The 20,922-nt window shown below is 42.4% G+C and carries 19 protein-coding genes and 1 pseudogene; 15 read left to right on the top strand and 5 right to left on the bottom strand.

The genetic code is table 11. The features are described 5' to 3' along the window. Positions 1 to 89: 89 nt before the first annotated feature. The 4 genes from QE422_RS17420 to QE422_RS17435 all read left to right on the top strand — a co-directional run bounded on the left by QE422_RS17420 (position 90) and on the right by QE422_RS17435 (position 2,461). A complete protein-coding gene (locus QE422_RS17420) occupies positions 90 to 704 on the top strand; it encodes an NAD(P)H-dependent oxidoreductase (RefSeq protein WP_307461276.1) in 615 nt (204 codons plus the stop codon). Positions 705 to 708: 4 nt separating this feature from the next. Next, positions 709 to 1,593: an NAD-dependent epimerase/dehydratase family protein gene (locus tag QE422_RS17425; protein WP_307461277.1), complete on the top strand. Its 885-nt coding sequence runs from the start codon at positions 709 to 711 to the stop codon at positions 1,591 to 1,593. Between the two features lie 3 nt (positions 1,594 to 1,596). Next, on the top strand, positions 1,597 to 1,884 hold the full coding sequence (locus QE422_RS17430; protein ID WP_307461279.1) for a putative quinol monooxygenase: 288 nt from the start codon (positions 1,597 to 1,599) through the stop codon (positions 1,882 to 1,884). Positions 1,885 to 1,951: 67 nt separating this feature from the next. Beyond that, entirely contained in the window at positions 1,952 to 2,461 is a 510-nt protein-coding gene (locus tag QE422_RS17435) for a PPC domain-containing DNA-binding protein (RefSeq protein ID WP_307461282.1), read from the top strand. 142 nt (positions 2,462 to 2,603) lie between these two features. On the opposite strand, the gene QE422_RS17440 is transcribed toward QE422_RS17435, so the two are convergent. Both QE422_RS17440 and QE422_RS17445 read right to left on the bottom strand, forming a co-directional pair. After that, entirely contained in the window at positions 2,604 to 3,047 is a 444-nt protein-coding gene (locus tag QE422_RS17440; RefSeq protein WP_307461283.1) for a carboxymuconolactone decarboxylase family protein, read from the bottom strand. Between the two features lie 608 nt (positions 3,048 to 3,655). Continuing rightward, positions 3,656 to 4,228, bottom strand: a complete 573-nt coding sequence (locus tag QE422_RS17445; protein WP_307461284.1) for a Crp/Fnr family transcriptional regulator — start codon at positions 4,226 to 4,228, stop codon at positions 3,656 to 3,658. A gap of 168 nt (positions 4,229 to 4,396) precedes the next feature. Between QE422_RS17445 and QE422_RS17450 the strand changes: the two genes are divergently transcribed. From QE422_RS17450 to QE422_RS17465, 4 genes are all read left to right on the top strand, one after another. Then, positions 4,397 to 4,762, top strand: coding sequence for a DUF1304 domain-containing protein (locus QE422_RS17450; protein WP_307461286.1), 366 nt, complete (start codon positions 4,397 to 4,399; stop codon positions 4,760 to 4,762). Between the two features lie 1,343 nt (positions 4,763 to 6,105). Then, complete coding sequence (locus QE422_RS17455) at positions 6,106 to 7,356, top strand: glycine betaine/L-proline ABC transporter ATP-binding protein (protein ID WP_307461288.1); 1,251 nt, start codon at positions 6,106 to 6,108, stop codon at positions 7,354 to 7,356. Positions 7,357 to 7,367: 11 nt separating this feature from the next. Further along, complete coding sequence (locus QE422_RS17460; protein ID WP_294245766.1) at positions 7,368 to 8,195, top strand: proline/glycine betaine ABC transporter permease; 828 nt, start codon at positions 7,368 to 7,370, stop codon at positions 8,193 to 8,195. Position 8,196: 1 nt separating this feature from the next. Then, positions 8,197 to 9,051 carry a glycine betaine ABC transporter substrate-binding protein gene (locus QE422_RS17465; RefSeq protein ID WP_307461290.1) on the top strand — a complete coding sequence of 285 codons (855 nt, stop codon included), beginning with the start codon at positions 8,197 to 8,199 and terminating at the stop codon, positions 9,049 to 9,051. A gap of 248 nt (positions 9,052 to 9,299) precedes the next feature. Here QE422_RS17465 and QE422_RS17470 read toward each other — a convergent pair whose 3' ends face one another. Both QE422_RS17470 and QE422_RS17475 read right to left on the bottom strand, forming a co-directional pair. Continuing rightward, positions 9,300 to 9,761 carry a thioredoxin fold domain-containing protein gene (locus tag QE422_RS17470; protein ID WP_307461292.1) on the bottom strand — a complete coding sequence of 154 codons (462 nt, stop codon included), beginning with the start codon at positions 9,759 to 9,761 and terminating at the stop codon, positions 9,300 to 9,302. Positions 9,762 to 10,040: 279 nt separating this feature from the next. Continuing rightward, entirely contained in the window at positions 10,041 to 12,113 is a 2,073-nt protein-coding gene (locus QE422_RS17475; protein ID WP_307461294.1) for a TonB-dependent siderophore receptor, read from the bottom strand. Between the two features lie 460 nt (positions 12,114 to 12,573). Here QE422_RS17475 and QE422_RS17480 point away from each other — a divergent pair. From QE422_RS17480 to QE422_RS17510, 7 genes and pseudogenes are all read left to right on the top strand, one after another. Further along, a pseudogene (locus QE422_RS17480) lies at positions 12,574 to 13,762 on the top strand (homogentisate 1,2-dioxygenase). 208 nt (positions 13,763 to 13,970) lie between these two features. Further along, entirely contained in the window at positions 13,971 to 15,245 is a 1,275-nt protein-coding gene (locus QE422_RS17485; protein ID WP_307461295.1) for an acetyl-CoA hydrolase/transferase family protein, read from the top strand. A 305-nt stretch (positions 15,246 to 15,550) separates the two neighbouring features. Further along, positions 15,551 to 16,681, top strand: a complete 1,131-nt coding sequence (hppD, locus tag QE422_RS17490) for a 4-hydroxyphenylpyruvate dioxygenase (RefSeq protein WP_307461297.1) — start codon at positions 15,551 to 15,553, stop codon at positions 16,679 to 16,681. 71 nt (positions 16,682 to 16,752) lie between these two features. After that, positions 16,753 to 17,226: a hypothetical protein gene (locus QE422_RS17495; RefSeq protein ID WP_307461298.1), complete on the top strand. Its 474-nt coding sequence runs from the start codon at positions 16,753 to 16,755 to the stop codon at positions 17,224 to 17,226. Positions 17,227 to 17,420: 194 nt separating this feature from the next. Further along, a complete protein-coding gene (gene fahA / locus QE422_RS17500) occupies positions 17,421 to 18,668 on the top strand; it encodes a fumarylacetoacetase (protein ID WP_307461301.1) in 1,248 nt (415 codons plus the stop codon). 116 nt (positions 18,669 to 18,784) lie between these two features. Then, positions 18,785 to 19,198 carry a GxxExxY protein gene (locus QE422_RS17505; protein ID WP_307461303.1) on the top strand — a complete coding sequence of 138 codons (414 nt, stop codon included), beginning with the start codon at positions 18,785 to 18,787 and terminating at the stop codon, positions 19,196 to 19,198. 100 nt (positions 19,199 to 19,298) lie between these two features. Further along, positions 19,299 to 20,120: a flavin reductase family protein gene (locus tag QE422_RS17510; protein WP_307461305.1), complete on the top strand. Its 822-nt coding sequence runs from the start codon at positions 19,299 to 19,301 to the stop codon at positions 20,118 to 20,120. A 52-nt stretch (positions 20,121 to 20,172) separates the two neighbouring features. On the opposite strand, the gene QE422_RS17515 is transcribed toward QE422_RS17510, so the two are convergent. Further along, complete coding sequence (locus tag QE422_RS17515; RefSeq protein ID WP_307461307.1) at positions 20,173 to 20,388, bottom strand: hypothetical protein; 216 nt, start codon at positions 20,386 to 20,388, stop codon at positions 20,173 to 20,175. Between the last annotated feature and the right edge of the window lie 534 nt (positions 20,389 to 20,922).

Here is a 20,922-nt window from a genome sequence, read left to right on the forward strand (position 1 = left end):
TAAATAATACTTAACTATGAGTTTTATTATTTTTCTGATATCAAATGAGCTGATACCTTTGCATCTGAATTTAAACCAAACATCAGACAATGAAAAAAGTATTGATTATCAACGGAGGACAGAACTTCGGCCATTCCGGCGGGAAATACAACCGTACTATCGCAGAAAACACCCAGGAAGTCCTGAAAAATTTTGATGAAGTAGAAATAAGAATCACGGATGTGGATCAGGGATATGACAAACATGAAGAAGTGGAGAAATTTGTCTGGGCAGATTATATCATCTACCATACACCCATCTGGTGGTTTCAGCTGCCCAACGGATTGAAGAAATATATCGATGAAGTCTTTACGGCAGGACATGCCAAAGGAATTTACCTGAGCGACGGCAGGACTTCCGAAAACCCAGAGATCAATTACGGAACCGGAGGAATGCTGGGGGGAAGAAAATACATGGTCACCACCAGCTGGAATGCCCCAGAAACCGCTTTTACCCTTCCCGGAGAATTCTTTAATGAAACCAGTGTGGACAATGGGCCGCTGTTCGGGTTCCACAGGATGAATGCTTTTGTCTCGCTGGAAAAGATGGAAAGTTTCCATTTCCATGATGTCGAGAAGAACGCCGATGTAGAACGTGATATGAAACGGTACCGGGAACACCTTTCCAACCTATTTGAAAAAGAACTGAAACCTCATTTTGCATAATCATATGAAAAAGATCTTGATTACAGGAATTACCGGATACATCGGCGGAACTATAGCCCGAAAGCTGCTGGATAAACAGTATACCGTGATCGGATTGGTACGCAATGAGGATCATACAGAAGAGCTCAACGCAGCCGGAATTGAAACCATTGTCGGAAGCATCCATGATGAAGCGGTTTTACAGAAAGCAATTTCCGGGGTGGATGCTTTTATCCATAATGCCGATTCCGCAGATGATGCTTATGCGGCAGACAGTATTGTTAACGCACTGGAAGGAACGGGGAAAACTTTTATTTTCACGTCCGGTTCAGCAATTTTCGGCGGAAAGGAGAATGGCGAGAGAAATGATTTTGTATTTACGGAAGACTTTCCGCTACAGCCACGACTGGAAATGGCTTCCAGGGTTCTCATCAATCAGCATATCCTCCGGTCTGCCCGGAAGAATGTCAGGAGCATCGTTATCGTCCCCACCATGGTGTACGGCGAAGGTCTGGGCCTGAAAAAAGACAGCATCCAGCTTCCTGCCCTGATCCGTTTTTCAAAAGAGAAAGGATTCGGAACCTATTTCGGGAAGGGGGAAAACATCTGGTCAAATGTTCATATTGAAGACCTGGCCGATTTATATGTTCTGGCGCTGGAAAAAGCAAAAGCCGGATCTATCTATTACGCAGAAAACGGTTCCTCAACGCTAAAACATCTGGCCGAAAAGATCAGCGAGCAGTACGCGCTGAAGGCGGCACAATCGGTAACGGTTCAGGAAGCAGTGGACACCTTCGGTCCTGCAGGCGGATATTTCGGCTTTGCCTCCAACAGCCTGTGCAGTTCGGATAAAGCGAGAGCCGAACTGCTTTGGAAACCACAACATCAATCCATTGAACATTATATTTAAATTATGAAAATTTACCTTACCGCTGTTATTACAGCCAAAGAAGAATATCGCGAAGAAGTCCTGGAGACACTTAAGAATATGGTCCGAGAAACCATAAAAGAAGAAGCCAACGAGCAGTACACGCTCCATCAGGGAATTGAAGACCGCAACCAGTTCGTGTTCTACGAGATCTGGAAAAGCGAGGACGGGCTGGCCCATCATAATGAAAAGCCTTATATCAAGGCTTTTGGAGATCTGATCAATGAAAAATTACAGGAACCACCACAGATTTATTTAACACAGATCATCTGAAGGCTGAATTGCTGAAGCAATCATTTTTTGGTGCGGAAATTTCATGTACTTATTAAATCCATTGAAGATGAACTTATTGAAAAACATTTTTACGGTTTTAATTTTTATCCTTATGAACAACGTTACCGCACAGCAAAAAGATCAGTGCCGTTACATCAAAACCCCGGCAGGCTACCTGATGGTACTCCGGCAGGACGATGATGTTCTGGCCCAGATTGAAAATATGGCAAAAACCGAAAATATCCCTTCGGCAAGTTTTACCGGAATCGGTTTTGCATCGGATGTTACTTTCGGATTTTTTGATTTTAATGCGAAGAAGTTTAATCCGAAAACCTTTACCAAAGTGGAAATGGGAAGCCTCACCAGATCGATTGCATGGAACGAAAAAGGTCCCTCCCTTCACATCCACGGCGTAGCTACCGACGATAAATTCAATGCCTACGGAGGCCATATCCTTTCCCTGCATGTAGGAACGGGATCGATGGAAATTTATGTCACCGTGAATGACCAAAAGCTCGAACGCAAAATAGAACAGCCGCTGAATGCCAATGTCCTTCAGCTCAGCTGCCCCAGATAACAAATGCGCTTCTCTTTCCGGGGAAGCGCTTTTAATTTATTTAGATCACAAAAGCGGATTTAAGTCCGCTTTATTGATGTGGGGTTATTTCTATATGATACAATTTCAAATCATCTGTGAAATCCGCGTCATCGGTAAGCGATTATCCTGCAACCGGCATATGTGTAGCAATGGCTATCCGGTTCCACATATTGATGGTGACGGCTGCCATGATGATGTCGGCAATTTGTGTTTCAGTGAAAAATTGTTTTGCTTTCGCATACGTTTCTTCGGATAGTCCGCTCTGGCTGATCAGGGTAACCTCTTCAGCGATGGCTAATATCACCTGTTCTTCTTCGGTATAAAGTTCCCGGGCATCCTTCCAGGCATTCAGCAGGAAAATCCGTTGTGGGGTTTCGCCGTATTTCAAGGCGTCTTTGGTGTGCATGTCCAGGCAGAAGGCACAACCGTTGATCTGCGATGCCCTTATTTTGATCAGTTCTTTCTGGATTGGGGTTAAAAAACTGTTTTGAAGGACCTTCTCCATCGCTATTCCGGCCTGGTAAGCCGGGGCATTCACCTCGGCCATATTGAATCTTGTACTCATTTTTATTTTGTTTAAAGTTCTGGAGCAAAGTTCCCGTTTCCGGATGGCAAAAATCTTAAACCGGTTTAAGAAATGAAATTAATCAAGGCTGATGTTGTTGGGACGCGCAAAGGCGCAAATGGAATGGCAAACGTGATGCTTTAAGGCGCAAGGAATTCGACGCTGTCGAATTTTGTTGGTGTTAAATGAATACCGCTTTAAAATTAACGCAAAGATTGATGATTATTCCGCATATTTTGAAGCAGGCAAAGACAAATAAATTTGCTGCGCGAAGCTGCTGTTATCTTAGATTGTTATTGAATCATATCAATAAGACGCCCGCTTCTTCGAATCAACTTGCTGATTCTTTCTTCGCTTCCTATAAATAATTGTGGCCAAGAGATCCTTTGCGTTAAAAAAGCACGCAGATCTGGCAGATAACGCAGATTTTTTTACCATTATTTTTAAAAGGGAAAGGCAGATCAATACGCTGCGCGCAGCAAACGCAACCATCTTCAAATCAGCTTGCTGATTCTTTCTTCGCTTCCTTTAAATAATCGCGGCCAAGAGATCCTTTGCGTTAAAAAAAGCACGCAGATCTGGCAGATAACGCAGATTTTCAGAATCTTTTACAACCGCAGTTTCGCTCTGATTTCACTTAGATATTCTGGGGTAAATCCCAGGAACGAAGCCGCCAGATATTGCGGGATCCGCTGGATAAACCAGGGATACAAGGTGCTGAACTGGATATAGGATTCTTCTTTGGACAGTTCATAAAGATAACGAATCCTCCGTTCTGCCGCGGCCGAAGACCGCTGATATACGATCCGGAAATACCGTTCCATCACCGGATGTTTCTCCAGCAGCTTTTCCCGGTCCTGAAAATCAATGGCCAGCACCACAGACCATTCCACCGCCTGGATCCCGAAATCTGTCTTTGACTCTCTTTCGTAAGCGAAAGTATCCGTCATCCACCAGTTTTCAATGGCAAATTCCGTGGTCTGCTCAATCCCTTTTTCATTGGTGAAGAACTTCCTCAGGCAGCCTTTTACCACAAAGAACATTGAGCGGCAGATTTCTCCTTCGGAAATCAGATCCTGCTTTTTCTTCACTTCCAATACTCGGAAATACGAAAGGATAGAAGTAAATTCCTTATCATCAATGCCGATAAATTTTTCCAGATGCGCTCTGAATGTTTCCATGAATACAATTAGATGAATCAAACTTACTTAATTTTCCCGTAACCAAAGGCAGGAAATAAAAATCAAAGATTTTTAAAACTTTTATGGACTTATGAGCATAAATAATTAACTTTAATTTCCTGCATCATTGTCCTTTATGACTTTTGTGGTTAAACTAAATAACAATAAATGGAAATCATAGCCAAAATCCTGATTGCTGCCGTCGCGCTCGAACATCTCTATATCCTGTGGATGGAAATGTTTGCCTGGGAAACCAAAGGAAAAGAAGTGTTTAAAAATGCCCTTCCGGCAGACTTGTTTAAACCGACCAAAGGACTGGCGGCCAACCAGGGTCTGTACAACGGCTTCCTTGCAGCCGGACTGATTTGGTCTCTGCTGATCAAAGATCCGGAATGGCAGACCAATATAGCCCTCTTTTTTCTTGGATGTGTAGCTGTGGCCGGAATCTACGGAGGCATTTCCGCTACAAAGAAGATATTTTTTGTCCAGGCCATGCCTGCAATACTGGCGATGGTGGCAGTGTTGCTGAAATGAAAATCCGAAATAAAATGGGTCTGTAATTTATCTTAATCCGATATCATTATCAATTAAAATCTAATATTCGAAACATTATACAGGTTATCAATAGCGTCGGGCTTTAGCCCGATGTCATTATTGTGATTATTGTTAGGCTTTAGCCAAACTTATTATAAATTTTGGCTAAAGTCAATTTTAAATGACGTTAGATCAGAACGGGTTAAAACCCGTTCCTATTGATAATTGTCTTTACGCTTAGACTTATTTTAAGGTATTAATAACTCAATTAAATGCAAAGATTAATTAAGGCCATGTTTATTTTAAGAAGGCAAAGGCAGATAAATCTACTGAGCGAAGCGAACGTACAGATTCCTCAAATCAGCTTGCTGATTCATTCTTTGCTCACTTAAATTATGCATTAGGAAAATAAAAACTTTGCGTTAAAATCATAATGCAAATCCGACGTAATCAGCAATAAAAGTATAATATTCAAAACATTATACAGGTTATCAATAGTGTCGGGCTTTAGCCCGATGTCATTATTGTGATTGTTCGGCTTTAGCCAAACTTATTATAAATTTTGGCTAAAAGCCGATTTTAAATGACATTAGATCAGAACGGATTAAAACCCGTTCCTATTGATAATTGTCTTTACGCTTAGACTTATTTTAAGGTATTGATAACTTAGTTAACCGCAAAGATTAATTTAGGCCGCGTTTATTTTAAGAAGGCAAAGGCAGATAAGTCTGCTGCGCGAAGCGAATGTACAGCTTCTTCAATCAGCTTGCTGATTCATTCTTTGCTCCCTTAAATTATGCATTAGGAAAATAAAACTTTGCGTTAAAAAACACCGTATGCCTTCCGGAATAAAATTACAAGTTCCATAAATTTAAAAGCTCACAATAATTTAGTAAAATCCAAAAGCCAAACAATTTACAACTCTAACTTATCATTATTGAGGCAATGCCCCCATTTTATTAAATCGTTAAAAATCAATTACTTATACTTGAAAAAATCCATTTAATTTAAATTTCGTAAATTTGCAGAGTCAATAATATACAAAGCAATGCTTTTTATTGGCCTGCATTTTGTCAAAATGTAGAAATTCCAGTTGTATAGTATATCTATCGGATCATTATTTTTGGGATAATGATTCTCTGTTAAAAAGAAAATTTTTCTTTTCTGATCTTCTTTAAGAAGTAAAATCTGCAATTGCATATAAGCATCATGCTTTATATTATTATTTGCATTGAGGTTATCATCAACCTTTCATAGGATGCTATTCAACAGGTAAAATTTCACCATAGATTAAACGTTTAATTAGCGATGTTTACGTCTATGCTAAATACAAAAGATCTGATATGAATACAATTGAAAATAAAAGAAAAGTAAAACTTAAAGTTGAAGATCTCACCATTATCTTCGGCAAAAACAAAGAGAAAGCCCTTGAACTTCTCGACCAAGGCTTTTCCAAAAAGGAAATCCTGGAAAAAACCGGCTGTACGGTCGGAATCAACAAAGCGAATTTCGAGATCTATGAAGGGGAATTCTTTGTGATCATGGGATTATCAGGAAGCGGAAAATCCACGCTGCTGCGCTGCCTGAACCGGCTGAATGAGCCGACTTCGGGGAAGGTCTATATCAATGACGATAATATTACCGATAAAAACAACAAAGACCTGCTGGAAGTACGGCGTACGGAAATGAGCATGGTGTTTCAGAAATTCGGCCTCCTGCCCCATCACACGGTGCTGAGCAACGCTGCTTTCGGACTGGAAATCCGGGGTGAAGATAAAAAATCCCGAGAGGAAAAGGCACAGAAAGCACTGGATATTGTCGGGCTGAACGGTTTTGAAAACCAGTATCCGTCACAGCTTTCCGGAGGGATGCAGCAACGGGTCGGCCTGGCAAGAGCTTTGGCCAATGATCCTGAAGTATTGCTGATGGACGAGGCATTCTCTGCCCTGGACCCGCTGATTAAATCGGAAATGCAGGATCAGATGCTGGAACTTCAGGATACGCTTCAGAAAACCATTGTCTTTATTACCCACGACCTCGACGAAGCCATCAAGATCGGCGACCGCATCGTGATTATGAAAGACGGGGTGATCGAGCAGATCGGGACCGCCGAAGACATCCTTACCAACCCGGCAAGCGATTATGTGAAAGCCTTCGTGGAAAAAGTAGACCGTAAGAGCATCATCACGGCAAAATCTTTAATGTTCGACAAACCTACCGTAGTGCGGTTCAGGAAAGACGGTCCGGAAGGCGCGTTAAGGAAAATGAGGGCCACCGGTCTCGAAAACTTGCCTGTGGTGGATTTCCAGAATACCTTCCTGGGATTTGTAAAGCTGGACGACATCCTGCAGATTGCCCGAAAGAAAGAACCTACGGTGGAATCGGTGATCAACAGCAATGTCCCGTCCGTATTTCCGGAAGCTACCGTGGAAGAAATGCTGCCGCTGATTTCGGGAAGTAAATCCTCGATTGCCGTGGTAGACACAAACAATAAATTCCTGGGGCTGGTGACGCAGCTGTCGCTGGTGATTGAAGCCACGAGGTTCAACAAAGAGGAAATCATTGAATTGAAAGAAATTGCAAACAACCAATAACAGTACATCACATGCATAAAATTATAGATATAGGGCAATATGTGGAAACGGCCGTCAACTGGCTTACCGATAATGCCAAACCATTTTTTGATATCATTAAACACATCGGCAACGCTTCGATCCTCGGAATCGAATGGCTGCTGACCAACACGCCGTTTTACATCATCATTCTTCTGTTCACCTTACTTGCCTGGTGGAAATCCGGCAAAGGAACGGCTTTGATGACCGCCGGCGGACTGACGCTGATCTTCCTGATGGGATTCTGGAAAGAAACGATGGAAACATTAGCGCTGATTTTCGTAGCCACACTTACGGCGCTCCTCCTTTCGGTTCCGCTGGGGATCTGGGCAGCAAAAAACAAATTGGCAGCCAAGGTGATCCGCCCGATGCTCGACCTGATGCAGACGATGCCTGCTTTTGTCTACCTCATCCCGGCAGTACTGTTCTTCAGCATCGGTAAGGTGCCGGGTGCTTTTGCCACGATCATCTTCGCCATGCCGCCGGCAGTCCGGTTAACAACGCTGGGAATCGATTCGGTACCGAAAGATATTGTGGAAGCGGCACGGGCTTTCGGAGCTACCAACCGCCAGATTTTATTTAAAGTCGAACTTCCTTTAGCCATGCAGACCATCCTGGCAGGAGTAAACCAGACCATTCTATTGTCACTTTCCATGGTGGTGATTGCCGGAATGATTGCTGCCGGCGGACTGGGTGAAAAGGTATTGGAAGGAATTAACAACCTGGATATCGGGCTGGGATTTGAAAGCGGATTATCCGTGGTAATTTTAGCCATTATCCTCGACCGTATAACCCAGGGATTTGTAAAGAAAAAAAAGTAAAATGAAACATTTAAAATATATCATACCCGTTTTTTTAACTGTTATCGCAGGAATGTTCATTTCCTGTGAGCAGTTGAAAAACTCAAAATACATCACCATTGGCATGGTAGATGGCTGGGCGGAAGATGTTGCGATGACGCACGTTGCCAAAGCCATCCTCGATGAGCAGGGCTATCATGTCATCATCCAGAAAGCCTCTACCGATATGATCCTGGCTTCAATGAACAATGAAGACACCGATCTTTTCATGGGCGTCTGGCTGCCTTACACCCATGCCTCGAAAGTCAACCGCTTCCCAGATCTGAAAGCGCTCGGAACGAATTACGATGCCGGCCGGATCGGTCTCGTGGTGCCTGATTATATTCCTGTTAACTCAATAGCGGAATTGAAGCAATACGAAGACCGGTTCAATCACCGGATCATCGGTATTGAAAAAGGAGCCGGGCTCACGACCGCTGCCGACAAAGCAATCAGGAACTATCAGCTGGACTACCACCAGGTAAATTCTTCCACGATCGCCATGATTACCGAGCTTCAGAATGCGATCCGCCAAAAACAATGGATCGTTGTCGCGGGATGGCAGCCGCATTGGATGTTCGGGAAAATGAAGCTGAAATTTCTCGAAGATCCCAAGAGAACATTTGGCGAGGCAGAGCAGATCAAAACCTACAGCCGGAAAAGCTTCGCCAAAGACCATCCGGAACTGGCAGAATTCTTTTCCAACATGCATTATACCGAGGCAGATATGACCGATCTCTTAACAAAGATGGAATACAGCAGAGACAAGGAAAAAACAGCCAAACAGTGGGTACAGACTCATCCGACGCTGGTGAGCTCATGGCTGAATAAGAAATAATATCGCAAAGCCAGACAAAGGCTTTTAATATCCTGTTGCTTATTTTTAAAAAAACAAGGGTGCTTTGCTTGACTAGGAAATACAAAATAAGAACTTTTGTATGGTTGGGCTAAGTGAAATCAAAGATTCAAAGGAGTCAAACGCGTGTATTAAATTTATAGGTATTCAGATGGATTCAGTCTTTATTTAGCTTTGCAATGAATTAAAATCTGCGCAATCAGCCCAATCTGCGAGAAAAAATAAACGTCTTAAAAACCCGGAATTTCCAACAACTTTTTCTTCAATTCTTCCGGCAGAAAAATTCCTTCATGATAATCGACGAGATTCTGATTTTTATCTAAAATGATCCAAAGCGGATAAACCGGCCGGCTTTTGTTCCTTGATAATGCCAAAGCCAGTTCATGAATCCCGGAATTGCCGTTCGGAAGGTAATGAAATGCTTTCCCCTGAAACCTGACCGTTTCCGTGGTTTTCTCTGCTTCAAACGGGATGAAATAAAAATGGTCGTTAATAAATTCCAAAAGCTGCTGATCTTTATTCAATTTAAATTGTTCCATCTTACAAACCGGACACCAGTCCGTATAAATATGAATAACCGCCGGCCTGGGTTCATGCTTCTGTTTCATTTCCCAATCTGCAAAACTGACAGTCCTGAGTTGAGAAAGACAGAAACAAGGAATTATCATTAAAAAGAGGATTATTGATTTCATATTATCTTTTTTGACTTTGTAAAGATGGAAGACGGATGATGGATGCTTGAAGTGGTTTTGGCTTCGCTCAGCCACCGGGATTTTCAGTACATGATCTTAATCGGGGTTTCCGAGGATCTCAAGCACTGGCCCTAGTTAAGTTCAACCAATTGAAAATCTTTGATTTTCCTCTTATGTGATCTAAAACGATACGCAATACTTTAAACTAAAATCTTATGTGACTCATGTGTCAAAAGCTTTTGAGACTTGTGAGGTTATATTCTTAGGTTCAAGTTTAATTTATTTCAAAGTATACTTTACTCCCAGGAATCCCCTTATTTTCTGCATCGGCGCATAGCCGTACGTCGTATTAAAGGTGTAGTCGTTCGGATTGGTCACCGGATCATTTACAGTCCGGTCGAACGGATCAAACGGACGCATCAGCGGATCTTTCGGTGTGAAATTGAAAAGGTTCTTGATGCCGCAGTAGACTTCAAATCCGGAGCTGAAACTTTTGGAAACCTGGATGTTGGCCAGGGAATACCAGGGAGAATATTCCGGACGGTAATCGTTGGGCAGAACCGGCAGCCGCATGGGTCCGTAAAACTGACCGGTAAAATCGACAGCCAGGTCATTTGGAAAACGGTAGGTCAGGTTGTATGTTCCGCTCCATCTCGGGGCATGGAGCTGTTGTGATTTCTCCCGTTCATCATCAAACTTCTGATAAACATCCAGGTAGGTAAAGCCCAGATTCACACTTAACGGAAAACCGAAACTGTAATCGACATTTAAAGAAGCACCTCTGGAAATGCCGTACCCATGAAGGTTGTCATAAATAATTTTTCCCGGATCGGTATCGAAATCCCCGACAATCTTATTGCTGAAATACGTATAAAAAGCAGAAGCATCCAGACTGATCAGCCGGTCGCCTGCCGGAATTTTCCAGATGTAGTTCAGATTTCCGTTCACGGATCTTTCCGGTTTCAGGTCAGATTGAATCACCACTTCCCGCGACCCCGTGAGTGCTGCATGGTCTTCCGTAAACAGGTTCACCACACGGAATCCGGTCCCGAAATTGAACCGCAGCGTATGATAAGGGTTTGGCGAAAACTTCCAGGCAAAGCGCGGGGAATGGACAGCATGATGGATTCGATCATAATCAAACCGGTATCCCAAAAGCAGCGTATTCTTTTCATCGATGTCCCACTGATCCTGAATGAAAGCCCCGAGAATCGGCGACCTCATCGGTTCGTTTGTGAAACCGTCGGCTGATAAGGTGCCCGGTGTATTGTCATCATAGAACGTTCTTTTGAAAGTAACACCTGCAATAAGATCATGGTTTCCCAGCTTTTTATCCCAGTACGTTTGCGCAAAAGCCACTTTCTGGGTGGCCAGGAAAGGATTGTTTCCGTAAAAGGAATTTTGGTCGTGGAAATTATACGACAGCTGGGTAATGATATTCTCATTTAAAGGCCACTGGTAAATACCGAATGCCTCTACTCTGTTGGTATAAATGCTTTCTCCGTACACCTGATCACTTCCGCGGTAAGATTTGTTCCATTGCATTTCCCCGCCGAAACGGTCTTCGTACAGGTACCTCAGCGCAAAACCGGCCTGCCGGTTTTCCTTCCGCCGGAAATTCCATTTGTTGAATACCGAAATCCTGTTCTGCAAGGCCCCGTCTGTAAAATGATCATGGTTTTCATCAAATCTTTGGGTCGCATTGAAGTAATTCAGGCTCAATAAAGACGCTGCTTTTTTCCCCAGACTGAATTTTGTGGAAAGGTCCACATTATTTTCATTCCAGGTCGTGGTCATCAGATCGACGCTGAGCTTTGGAGCGGTCAGGGCATTTTTAGTAATGATGTTGATCACACCGCCCATCGCTTCAGAACCGTAAATCGAAGAAGCCGGCCCCTTCACGACTTCAATCCTGTCGACGAGGCTGTTCGGGATTCCGCTGAGTCCGTAAACTGTAGAAAGGGAACTCACAATCGGCATTCCGTCAATCAGGATCATCGTGTAAGGCCCTTCCAGGCCGTTGATATGAATATCGCCCGTATTACAGACCGAACAGTTGAGCTGAGGTTTGACGCCGTTTACCATTGCGATGTATTCAAAAATATTAGGCGTCGGGTTTTTCTGGAAGAATTTCTGGCTGTAAATCTCTACCGCTACCGGACTTTTGGACCGGCTGACCGGTTTTATGGTTCCGGTAATCACCACATCGTCAATATCCTTCGTTTTCATTTCTTTTTTCTTCTGAATACCTGCTGAATCCATTTTTTCAGACCGGTATACATTGAGGCTGTCGGTTTCCTGTGAGAAACAGAACGGTGAAAACAGAACGGCAGAAAATAGTATTCGCTTCATGAAATTAAAATTGTTAGTCAAAGCTAACAATTATTTTTTAAAACAAAAACTTTAATTTTGAAATTTATATAAAAGGCTATATTACTTATCTTTAACACTATGTCCGCAAGGATTTTTCTGAATAATTATGCAGGAATTACATAACAAAAGCAGATTGCGAATGGTCAATAATTAATCATGACCCGCTTTTGATGTAAACTTTGCTAAAAAATCATTTAACTATTCCGTAAGAATACTATCTGTGTAGAAAGACCAGGATAGCCAATAGAAGTGAACTCCAGGGAGTTCTATCTCTTTTCACAACATAATAACTTAGTGCAATAGGGCACTGCCGAAGACCTTTGCGAACAAAAAATACCCGTTCTTATCTCAATTAACCTGGCAAACCCTGCGTTTAAGAAATCTATCTTTCCGTTTCATTAAAAATTGTTACATTTGAGAATCCACATATAAAAGTAAAATGAGATATCATCAGTTGGGAAATATCCCACCAAAAAGGCATACGGTTTTCAAGTCTCCGGAAGATAAATTCTACTACGAACAGCTTTTCGGGACAGAAGGATTCCACGGAATTTCTTCTTTGCTGTATCACATCCACCGCCCTACCCAGATCAAATCCATCGGGGAGCCCAAAGACGTGTCGCCAAAGATTGCCGTCGATAAAAATGTGACCCCGCGAATGTTCAAAGGGATGAACGTAACTCCCGAAGACGATGTGCTGGAGAGCCGCAAGTTCCTGATGGTGAACAACGACCTGAAAATGGGATTGTCCAAGCCAAGGAAATCCATGGATTATTTTTATAAAAATGCCGAATGCGACGAGCTTCTGTTTGTTCACAACGGAAACGGGATACTGAAAACATTTGTAGGAAACCTGGAGTTCACCACAGGTGATTACCTGATCATCCCAAGAGGAACCATCTACCAGGTAGAACTTCAATCTGAAGATACTGTATTTTTTGTTTTGGAAAGCCACTCCCCGATCTATACGCCGAAAAGATACCGGAATGAATTCGGGCAATTGCTGGAGCACTCACCGTTCTGCGAGAGGGATATTGAGGCGCCTGTTTTCGTAGCGCCTAAAGATAAAAAAGGGGAATTTTTAATTAAGGTAAAAAAAGAAAACCAGATCACCGATTTTATCTACGCCACCCATCCGTTTGATGTCGTAGGCTGGGACGGATACTTTTATCCTTACAAATTCAACATTAAAAATTTCGAGCCGATTACCGGAAGAATCCACCAGCCGCCCGCCGGTTCACCAGAATTTTGAAGGACATAATTTCGTAGTCTGCTCGTTCTGTGCCAGAATGTACGATTACCATCCACAAGCCATTCCGGCGCCTTACAACCATTCGAATATCGACTCAGATGAAGTTCTCTTCTATACCGAGGGTGATTTTATGAGCCGTAACCATATCGACCTGATGGACTTTACGCTTCACCCGGGAGGCATTGTTCATGGTCCGCACCCCGGAGCGATGGAGCGAAGCATCGGAAAGAAATTCACCGAAGAATATGCCGTGATGGTAGACCCTTTCCGTCCGCTGAAAATTACGGAAGAAGCATTGAAAGTGGAGGATCCGTCCTATAAAACTTCCTGGCTGGATGCGGAGGATCCGACTATAAAAGACCGTCTACAGGAATAATGTAAGTAATTATAAACCTCACCGGTTTTCAAAAACCTATGAGGTTTGTCATTGATACAAACAAAGGATTAAGTGTAACGCATTTAATCCTTTTTTATGTTGAATTATACCAAAACATGACAAAAATCTGTGCCTGCAGTTCACTTCATCCCAACAATATGAACTATCTTTAAGAAAAGAAATAGCTGTAATTCAATCAAATTTAATTATGGATCAATACATCAGTGCAGAAGAAGCCATCTATACCATCAAAAGCGGCAACCGGGTCTTTTTTCACGGAAGTGCCTGTACCCCGAATTACTTAATCGACGAACTGGCAAGACAGGCCCATCGTCTGGACAATGTGGAAATGGTTTCCATTACCCAACAGGGAAATGTAGAGATTGCCAAACCGGAATATGCCGGAAAGTTTTTTGTCAATTCCTTATTCGTGTCTTCACCGGTGCGGGATGCCGTTAATTCCGAGCGGGGCGATTTTGTACCGGTTTTCCTGAGCGAAATCCCGATTCTGTTCAGAAAGAATATTCTGCCGCTCGACGTAGCGCTAATCACTGTTTCGCCTCCCGATAAACACGGATTCTGTACCTTGGGAACTTCCGTGGACGTTGCCCGGGCCGCAGTGGATACCGCGAAAATTATTGTAGCGATCGTCAATCCGCTGATGCCGAGAACACATGGCGATGGAATGATCCACATCAGCAAGATCAATAAGCTGGTATGGCATGAAGAAGAGCTCCCGACCGTAGATTACGGCTCCAAAGTGGGACCGGAAGAAATGGAAGTGGGAAAAAACGTAGCGGAACTGATCGATGACCGATCCACCTTACAAATGGGAATCGGAACCATTCCGGATGCCGTGCTGAAATGCCTGCACAATCACAAAGACCTGGGCATCCATACGGAAATGCTGAGCGACGGGGTAATCGATCTGATCCAGAATGATGTGATCAACAACAAATACAAAGGCTACAACGACAATAAGACAATCACCAGCTTCTGCTTTGGCACAAGAAGGCTGTATGATTATGTAGATGACAATACGGTATTTGCCTTTAAGGATGTCAGCGATGTGAACTTCCCGATCAACATCATGCGGAATAAAAAAATGGTCGCCATCAATTCGGCCATCGAAATCGATCTCACCGGTCAGGTGTGCGCCGACTCTATCGGAACGATGCAGTACAGTGGGATCGGCGGACAGATGGATTTTATGAGAGGTGCCGCTCTGAGCGAAGACGGAAAACCGATTATTGCCATAACTTCGAGAACCAAAAGAGGGGTTTCCAGGATTGTCCCTTATCTGAAACAGGGAGCCGGTGTTGTGACGACAAGAGGACACATCCACCATGTCGTTACCGAATACGGAACCGCTTATCTATATGGGAAAAACCTGAAGCAGCGTGCCCAGGAGCTGATCAGCATTGCGCATCCGGATGACCGGGAAATGCTGGAAAAAGCGGCTTACGAACGTTTCAAGCTATAACTACTCGGATTTGCGCAGAAATTTTAACACATAAGAAAAATGAGATGAGTCTCCTGCTTTGAAAACATTTTAAAGCACATAAGATAAAAATCAAAGATTTTTAAAAATTCTGTTTGTTTTTAGCATTAGAATGCGCTACCATGATCTTTTGACTCTTTTGTGGTTAGTTTGCGCTGTTATTAATCTGGTGCATTTATTATTAAAATAGCATCGTAGAGACTTGCCTAACGTTTGTTTGTTTATATTTTCCGTATTAGCGATAAATTCGTAATTTGCAACCATAAATATAAAAGTAAAAATAGAATATGTCAACACTTACATTTGCCGAAAAGATTGCTCAGGCAGAGAATTTTTTGCCGATCAACGGTACCGATTATATTGAGTTTTATGTAGGGAATGCCAAGCAGGCCGCGCATTACTACAAGACCGCTTTCGGGTTTCAGTCTGTAGCGTATGCGGGACCTGAGACAGGCGTGAGAGACCGTGCTTCATATGTTCTTCAGCAGGGAAAAATCAGGCTGGTTCTTACTACCGGATTAAAATCGGATTCCCCGATCAACGAGCACGTAAAAAAACACGGTGACGGAGTAAAAATTCTGGCCCTTTGGGTAGACGATGCTTATTCAGCTTTTGAAGAAACCACCAAAAGAGGCGGAAAACCTTATCTTGAGCCTATTACCCTTACCGACGAGCATGGTGAAGTAAGAATGTCCGGAATCTATACCTACGGAGAAACGGTACACATGTTTGTGGAAAGAAAAAATTACAACGGTTTTTTCATGCCGGGCTACGAAAAGTGGGAAAGCGCTTACAATCCTGAGGAAGCCGGACTTTTATATGTTGACCACTGTGTAGGAAACGTAGACTGGGACAGAATGGTTCCTACCGTTGAATGGTACGAGAAAGTAATGGGATTTGTAAACATCCTTTCTTTCGATGACAAGCAGATCAATACCGAATATTCCGCCTTGATGTCTAAAGTAATGTCTAACGGAAACGGATATGCCAAATTCCCGATCAACGAGCCTGCCGAAGGGAAGAAGAAATCTCAGGTAGAAGAATACCTTGATTTTTATGAAGGTGAAGGGGTACAGCATATTGCCGTAGCCACAAAAGACATCATCCACACCGTAACCGAACTGAAAAAACGTGGTGTGGAATTCCTTTCTGCTCCGCCGGAAGCCTATTATGACATGGTTCCTGAAAGAGTGGGCCACATTGATGAAGATCTTAAAAAACTGCAGGACCTTGGAATCCTGATCGACCACGATGAAGAAGGATATCTTCTACAGATTTTCACGAAGCCGGTAGAAGACCGCCCTACCCTATTCTTTGAAATCATCGAAAGACACGGAGCACAGAGCTTTGGTGCAGGTAATTTCAAAGCCCTTTTCGAAGCATTGGAAAGAGAGCAGGAAAAAAGAGGGAATCTTTAAATTTTAATAATCATATACCGTTTTGTCAGGATAACTGTCCTGACAAAACTTTTTTATACAGACCTACACATATGAGAAAATTTTTCATCGCGATTGCTTTTATTGCAGCAACAGTCGGCATCAAAGCCCAATACAGTTCTCTCGACACCATCATCAAACGTCTTGAAGAGAGAAAAGGCATCAACCAGAATCTGGAAGCCGTAAATATCGACAACAAAAAATTTGTTTTCGTAAAAGATGAAGCCGACCATACCGAACGGGATTTTATCGTGATCAAAGGAAATAAGGTTACCTATGTGGAAGTTTTTGATGATAAATCTACCGGGCAGAGCACATCCAACGTCTTCTCCGGCGACATCGTACGAAGCCGGAAAAATATTATCTCATTAAGGGCCGATATGCTGGAAAACAAAAAGGTTCCGGTTCCCGTAGCCAAAACCCTGCTCCTGACCCGCCAGGATAACATCCTGTACCTGATCGACATCAATACCCGCGACCGCTGGATCGATGAAGAATCTTTCTCAAAAGTAAAATCTAAAAAATAACAGCTGTTTTTAAGTTCCTGCGTTGTCCGGAAAAAATTTTTAAGTTTCTGTGCCGCATACTTAAAGAAAATATAACTGTCTTAAATATTTCACAAACCACAATGAACAATCTGTACTTCCGGCAGAAATTGTGTAATTTGTGTTAATCGTCAACTATAACGTACGACCGTAATCCAAATTAAAATTATAAGCTTATGAAATCATTTGTAGAATACGCAGCAGATTCAGATTTTTCCATACACAACATTCCTTTCGGGGTAGCCGTGTTCAACAAAGAATTTATCGCCTGCTGTACAAGAATCGGGGATCAAGTAATCGACCTGGCCACTTTATACGACCTTGCTTATTTTGAAGACATCGAGGGTCTTGAGGATAACATCTTTGAAGCTTATACTTTAAATGAATTTATCGAACTGGGAAAACCTGTAACCAACGCGGTACGGGCCAAACTTCAGGAACTTCTTCAGGAAGGCTCCATCCTATCGAAAGATGAAAAGACCATCGAGGAAGCTTTCTACGACCTGGATCAGGTAAAAATGATGATGCCGGTACATATTCCGAATTACACGGATTTTTACAGCAGCATCGAACACGCGACCAACGTAGGAAAAATGTTCAGGGATCCTGCCAATGCTTTATTGCCAAACTGGAAGCACCTTCCGGTTGGATATCACGGAAGAGCATCTTCTATCGTGGTGTCCGGAACGGAAATCAACCGTCCGAAAGGCCAGATGAAGTCTGCCGATGCCGATCAGCCGGTGTTCGGGCCTTGCAAACAATTGGATTTCGAGCTGGAGATGGCTTTTATCATCAATAAAAATACCGAAATGGGAGAAAGTATCTCCACCAAAGAGGCAGAAGATGCCATCTTCGGAATGGTGGTTTTCAACGACTGGTCCGCAAGGGACATCCAGTCTTGGGAATATGTTCCGCTTGGACCATTTTTGGCTAAAAACTTCGGTTCGTCTGTTTCTCCGTGGGTGGTTACCCTGGAAGCCTTGGAACCTTTCAGAACCGCTTCCCCAAAACAGGATCCTGAAGTACTGGACTACCTGAAATTCGAAGGCGATAAAAATTATGACATCAACCTTGAAGTGTATATTCAGCCTGAAAACGGTGATCACAACCTGATCTCCGAAAGCAACTACAAACACATGTACTGGAATATGACCCAGCAGCTGGCGCACCACACGGTAAACGGCTGCAACGTTGAAGTCGGTGATATGTATGCCAGCGGAACCATTTCCGGAAGCGATCCTAAATCCTTCGGTTCCATGCTTGAGCTTACCTGGAGAGGCCAGAACCCAATTCAGCTAAGCAACGGGGAAGAAAGGAAATTCATCAACGACAACGATACCGTAACCATGAAAGCCTGGGCTGAAAAAGACGGCATCAGAGTAGGCTTCGGTGAAGTTTCGGGTAAAATCATCCCAACTAAATAATTTAAGGATTGAACATATTAAGCACATAAGTCATAAAGAGATTTTATCTTAAAGACGTTAGAAAAAGAACACATTAGATTGAAAATCGAAGATTTTCATTTTTTAAACACAAACAGATGAAGAAGCTTACGAAAAAGTATGTTAATGAACTTACCTATAAGATAATTGGTGCTTGTATAGAAGTTCATAAAATTGCAGGCTCCGGTCTTTATGAATATGCTTACCATAAATGCCTGGAAAGAGAATTTCAGGTATTAGGTATAAAGTATGAAAGTGAACTTGAGATTCCTCTCATTTATAAAGATGTAAAGATTGACTGTACGGTAAAATGTGATTTTTTAATCGAAAATGCGATTGTTCTGGAAATAAAATCTGTTGCAGAAATGAATAAGATTCACAAAGCACAGGTCATTAATTATATGAATCTCTTGAAAGTTCCAAAGTCGATATTGATAAACTTTAATGTTTATAATCTTTATAATGAAGGGACAGAGACATTTGTAAGCAAAATTTTCGAAGCACTCGAATAAATGAAAATCGTCGATTTTCGATCTTATGTGTTCTGAAATATTTTCAAGGTATAAATCTAAAACCTAATGTGACTAATGTGTTAAAAGAATTAATATAACAATGAAAACACTCATCCCATCAGAAATACCTTCCGTACAGCTACAAACGGTCATGCAAACGGCCATTTCGCCACGGCCGATTGCGCTGGCTTCGACGGTTGATCAAGACGGAAACAGCAATTTATCGCCGTTCAGCTTTTTTAATATGTTCAGTACGGTGCCGCCTGTACTTATTTTCTCTCCATCCAGAAGGGTAAGGGACAATACCACCAAACACACTCTTGAGAATGTGCTGGAAGTTCCGGAAGTGGTGATTGGAACCGTAAATTTCCCGATCGTGCAGCAGATTTCGCTGGCTTCCACGGAATATGGCGACGGCGTCAATGAATTTATTAAATCCGGCCTTACGATGAAAGATGCCGATCTGGTAAAGCCTAAGCTGATAGAAGAATGTCCGGTGAACTTTGAATGTAAAGTTTTAGAGGTAAAATCTTTGGGCGATCAGGGCGGTGCCGGAAACCTGGTGATCTGTGAAGTGCAGAAAATCCATATCCGGGAAGAATATCTGGATGAAAATGGAAATCTCGATCAGGCGAAGCTGGATATGGTGGCCCGGTTAGGAAGCAACTGGTACTCAAGAAACAATGAAAACAATCTGTTCGAAGTCCCGAAACCATTGGTTACCAAAGGCATCGGTTTTGATCAGCTTCCGGAAGCTATCCGGTACAGCCGCATTTTTACCGGAAATGATCTGGGTATGTTGGCCAATGTAGAAGTTTTGCCTGCAGGAGCCTATCATTCCAATGAAGATATTCATCGTGAAGCTCAAAAATGGTTACTGGAAAGTAAAATTGAAGAGGCCTGGAAGATGTTGACTAAATAAGAAAAGGAGTGAAAATTTTCACTCCTTTTTTATTTACTACAAAAAGTTAAGCTTAATAACAACATTGCCAACGTCCATTGGCATTTTGTACTTCAGAGCCAAAGTTAGGTGCGGCACATGGCGGCACAAGACAATTGCCCTGTCCATCACTAAAATAATTGTTATAGCAGCCACTTGCTGAGCAAACTAAAACTTTGTCGCCTCCTGAAATATGCTTCTGAGCTTCACGGCTCAGTTTCTGAGCATTTTTTAGATTTGATTTTTTCATAGTAATTTGAATTTAGATGTGTTAAAAGATATTTATAATTTAAAAGAAACAACATTTACGGGTTCCATTAACGGTTTGCATGTAACCATATACCGAAGGACAGGAAAGGATAAAGCACCGGTCGTTGCTATTATTAATAGAATTATCATAACATCCGGTTGGTGTAGTGCAAGAAGGAGAGGTCGGCCCCATCCCCAAAACGTTTTTTTGAGATTCCCGACTTAGTTTTTGTGCTTTTTTTGAACTTAAGATTTTTATATGGTCTGATTTAGTGGATTTAATTTCACTAAAGTATGAAAAATTATCAAACCCAATGATGAAATCTCATTTATCTTATAAAATTTCTGTTTATATTTTAAAATATGACAGGTTTAATTAATAATAGATCATTAGAAAATGCTTTACAATATGGCTAAAGTAAAGGCTGCCTTTTCAAGCAGCCTTCCGATTTTATTTTTTAAAAGCAACATTGTGTACTTCCACCTACCTGGACTTCCGTACCATAATCCGAATTGCAGGGCGACACAATGCAAC

This window comes from Chryseobacterium sp. SORGH_AS_0447 (genome assembly GCF_030818695.1).
GTDB lineage: Bacteria > Bacteroidota > Bacteroidia > Flavobacteriales > Weeksellaceae > Chryseobacterium.

Excerpts from the sequence above, each read along its gene's own strand:
- QE422_RS17420 (WP_307461276.1), top strand. The coding sequence starts at position 90 with ATGAAAAAAGTATTGATTATCAACGGAGGACAGAACTTCGGCCATTCC.
- QE422_RS17425 (WP_307461277.1), top strand. The coding sequence starts at position 709 with ATGAAAAAGATCTTGATTACAGGAATTACCGGATACATCGGCGGAACT.
- QE422_RS17430 (WP_307461279.1), top strand. The coding sequence starts at position 1,597 with ATGAAAATTTACCTTACCGCTGTTATTACAGCCAAAGAAGAATATCGC.
- QE422_RS17435 (WP_307461282.1), top strand. The coding sequence starts at position 1,952 with ATGAACTTATTGAAAAACATTTTTACGGTTTTAATTTTTATCCTTATG.
- QE422_RS17440 (WP_307461283.1), bottom strand. The coding sequence starts at position 3,047 with ATGAGTACAAGATTCAATATGGCCGAGGTGAATGCCCCGGCTTACCAG.
- QE422_RS17445 (WP_307461284.1), bottom strand. The coding sequence starts at position 4,228 with ATGGAAACATTCAGAGCGCATCTGGAAAAATTTATCGGCATTGATGAT.
- QE422_RS17450 (WP_307461286.1), top strand. The coding sequence starts at position 4,397 with ATGGAAATCATAGCCAAAATCCTGATTGCTGCCGTCGCGCTCGAACAT.
- QE422_RS17455 (WP_307461288.1), top strand. The coding sequence starts at position 6,106 with ATGAATACAATTGAAAATAAAAGAAAAGTAAAACTTAAAGTTGAAGAT.
- QE422_RS17460 (WP_294245766.1), top strand. The coding sequence starts at position 7,368 with ATGCATAAAATTATAGATATAGGGCAATATGTGGAAACGGCCGTCAAC.
- QE422_RS17465 (WP_307461290.1), top strand. The coding sequence starts at position 8,197 with ATGAAACATTTAAAATATATCATACCCGTTTTTTTAACTGTTATCGCA.
- QE422_RS17470 (WP_307461292.1), bottom strand. The coding sequence starts at position 9,761 with ATGAAATCAATAATCCTCTTTTTAATGATAATTCCTTGTTTCTGTCTT.
- QE422_RS17475 (WP_307461294.1), bottom strand. The coding sequence starts at position 12,113 with ATGAAGCGAATACTATTTTCTGCCGTTCTGTTTTCACCGTTCTGTTTC.
- QE422_RS17485 (WP_307461295.1), top strand. The coding sequence starts at position 13,971 with ATGGATCAATACATCAGTGCAGAAGAAGCCATCTATACCATCAAAAGC.
- hppD (WP_307461297.1), top strand. The coding sequence starts at position 15,551 with ATGTCAACACTTACATTTGCCGAAAAGATTGCTCAGGCAGAGAATTTT.
- QE422_RS17495 (WP_307461298.1), top strand. The coding sequence starts at position 16,753 with ATGAGAAAATTTTTCATCGCGATTGCTTTTATTGCAGCAACAGTCGGC.
- fahA (WP_307461301.1), top strand. The coding sequence starts at position 17,421 with ATGAAATCATTTGTAGAATACGCAGCAGATTCAGATTTTTCCATACAC.
- QE422_RS17505 (WP_307461303.1), top strand. The coding sequence starts at position 18,785 with ATGAAGAAGCTTACGAAAAAGTATGTTAATGAACTTACCTATAAGATA.
- QE422_RS17510 (WP_307461305.1), top strand. The coding sequence starts at position 19,299 with ATGAAAACACTCATCCCATCAGAAATACCTTCCGTACAGCTACAAACG.
- QE422_RS17515 (WP_307461307.1), bottom strand. The coding sequence starts at position 20,388 with ATGAAAAAATCAAATCTAAAAAATGCTCAGAAACTGAGCCGTGAAGCT.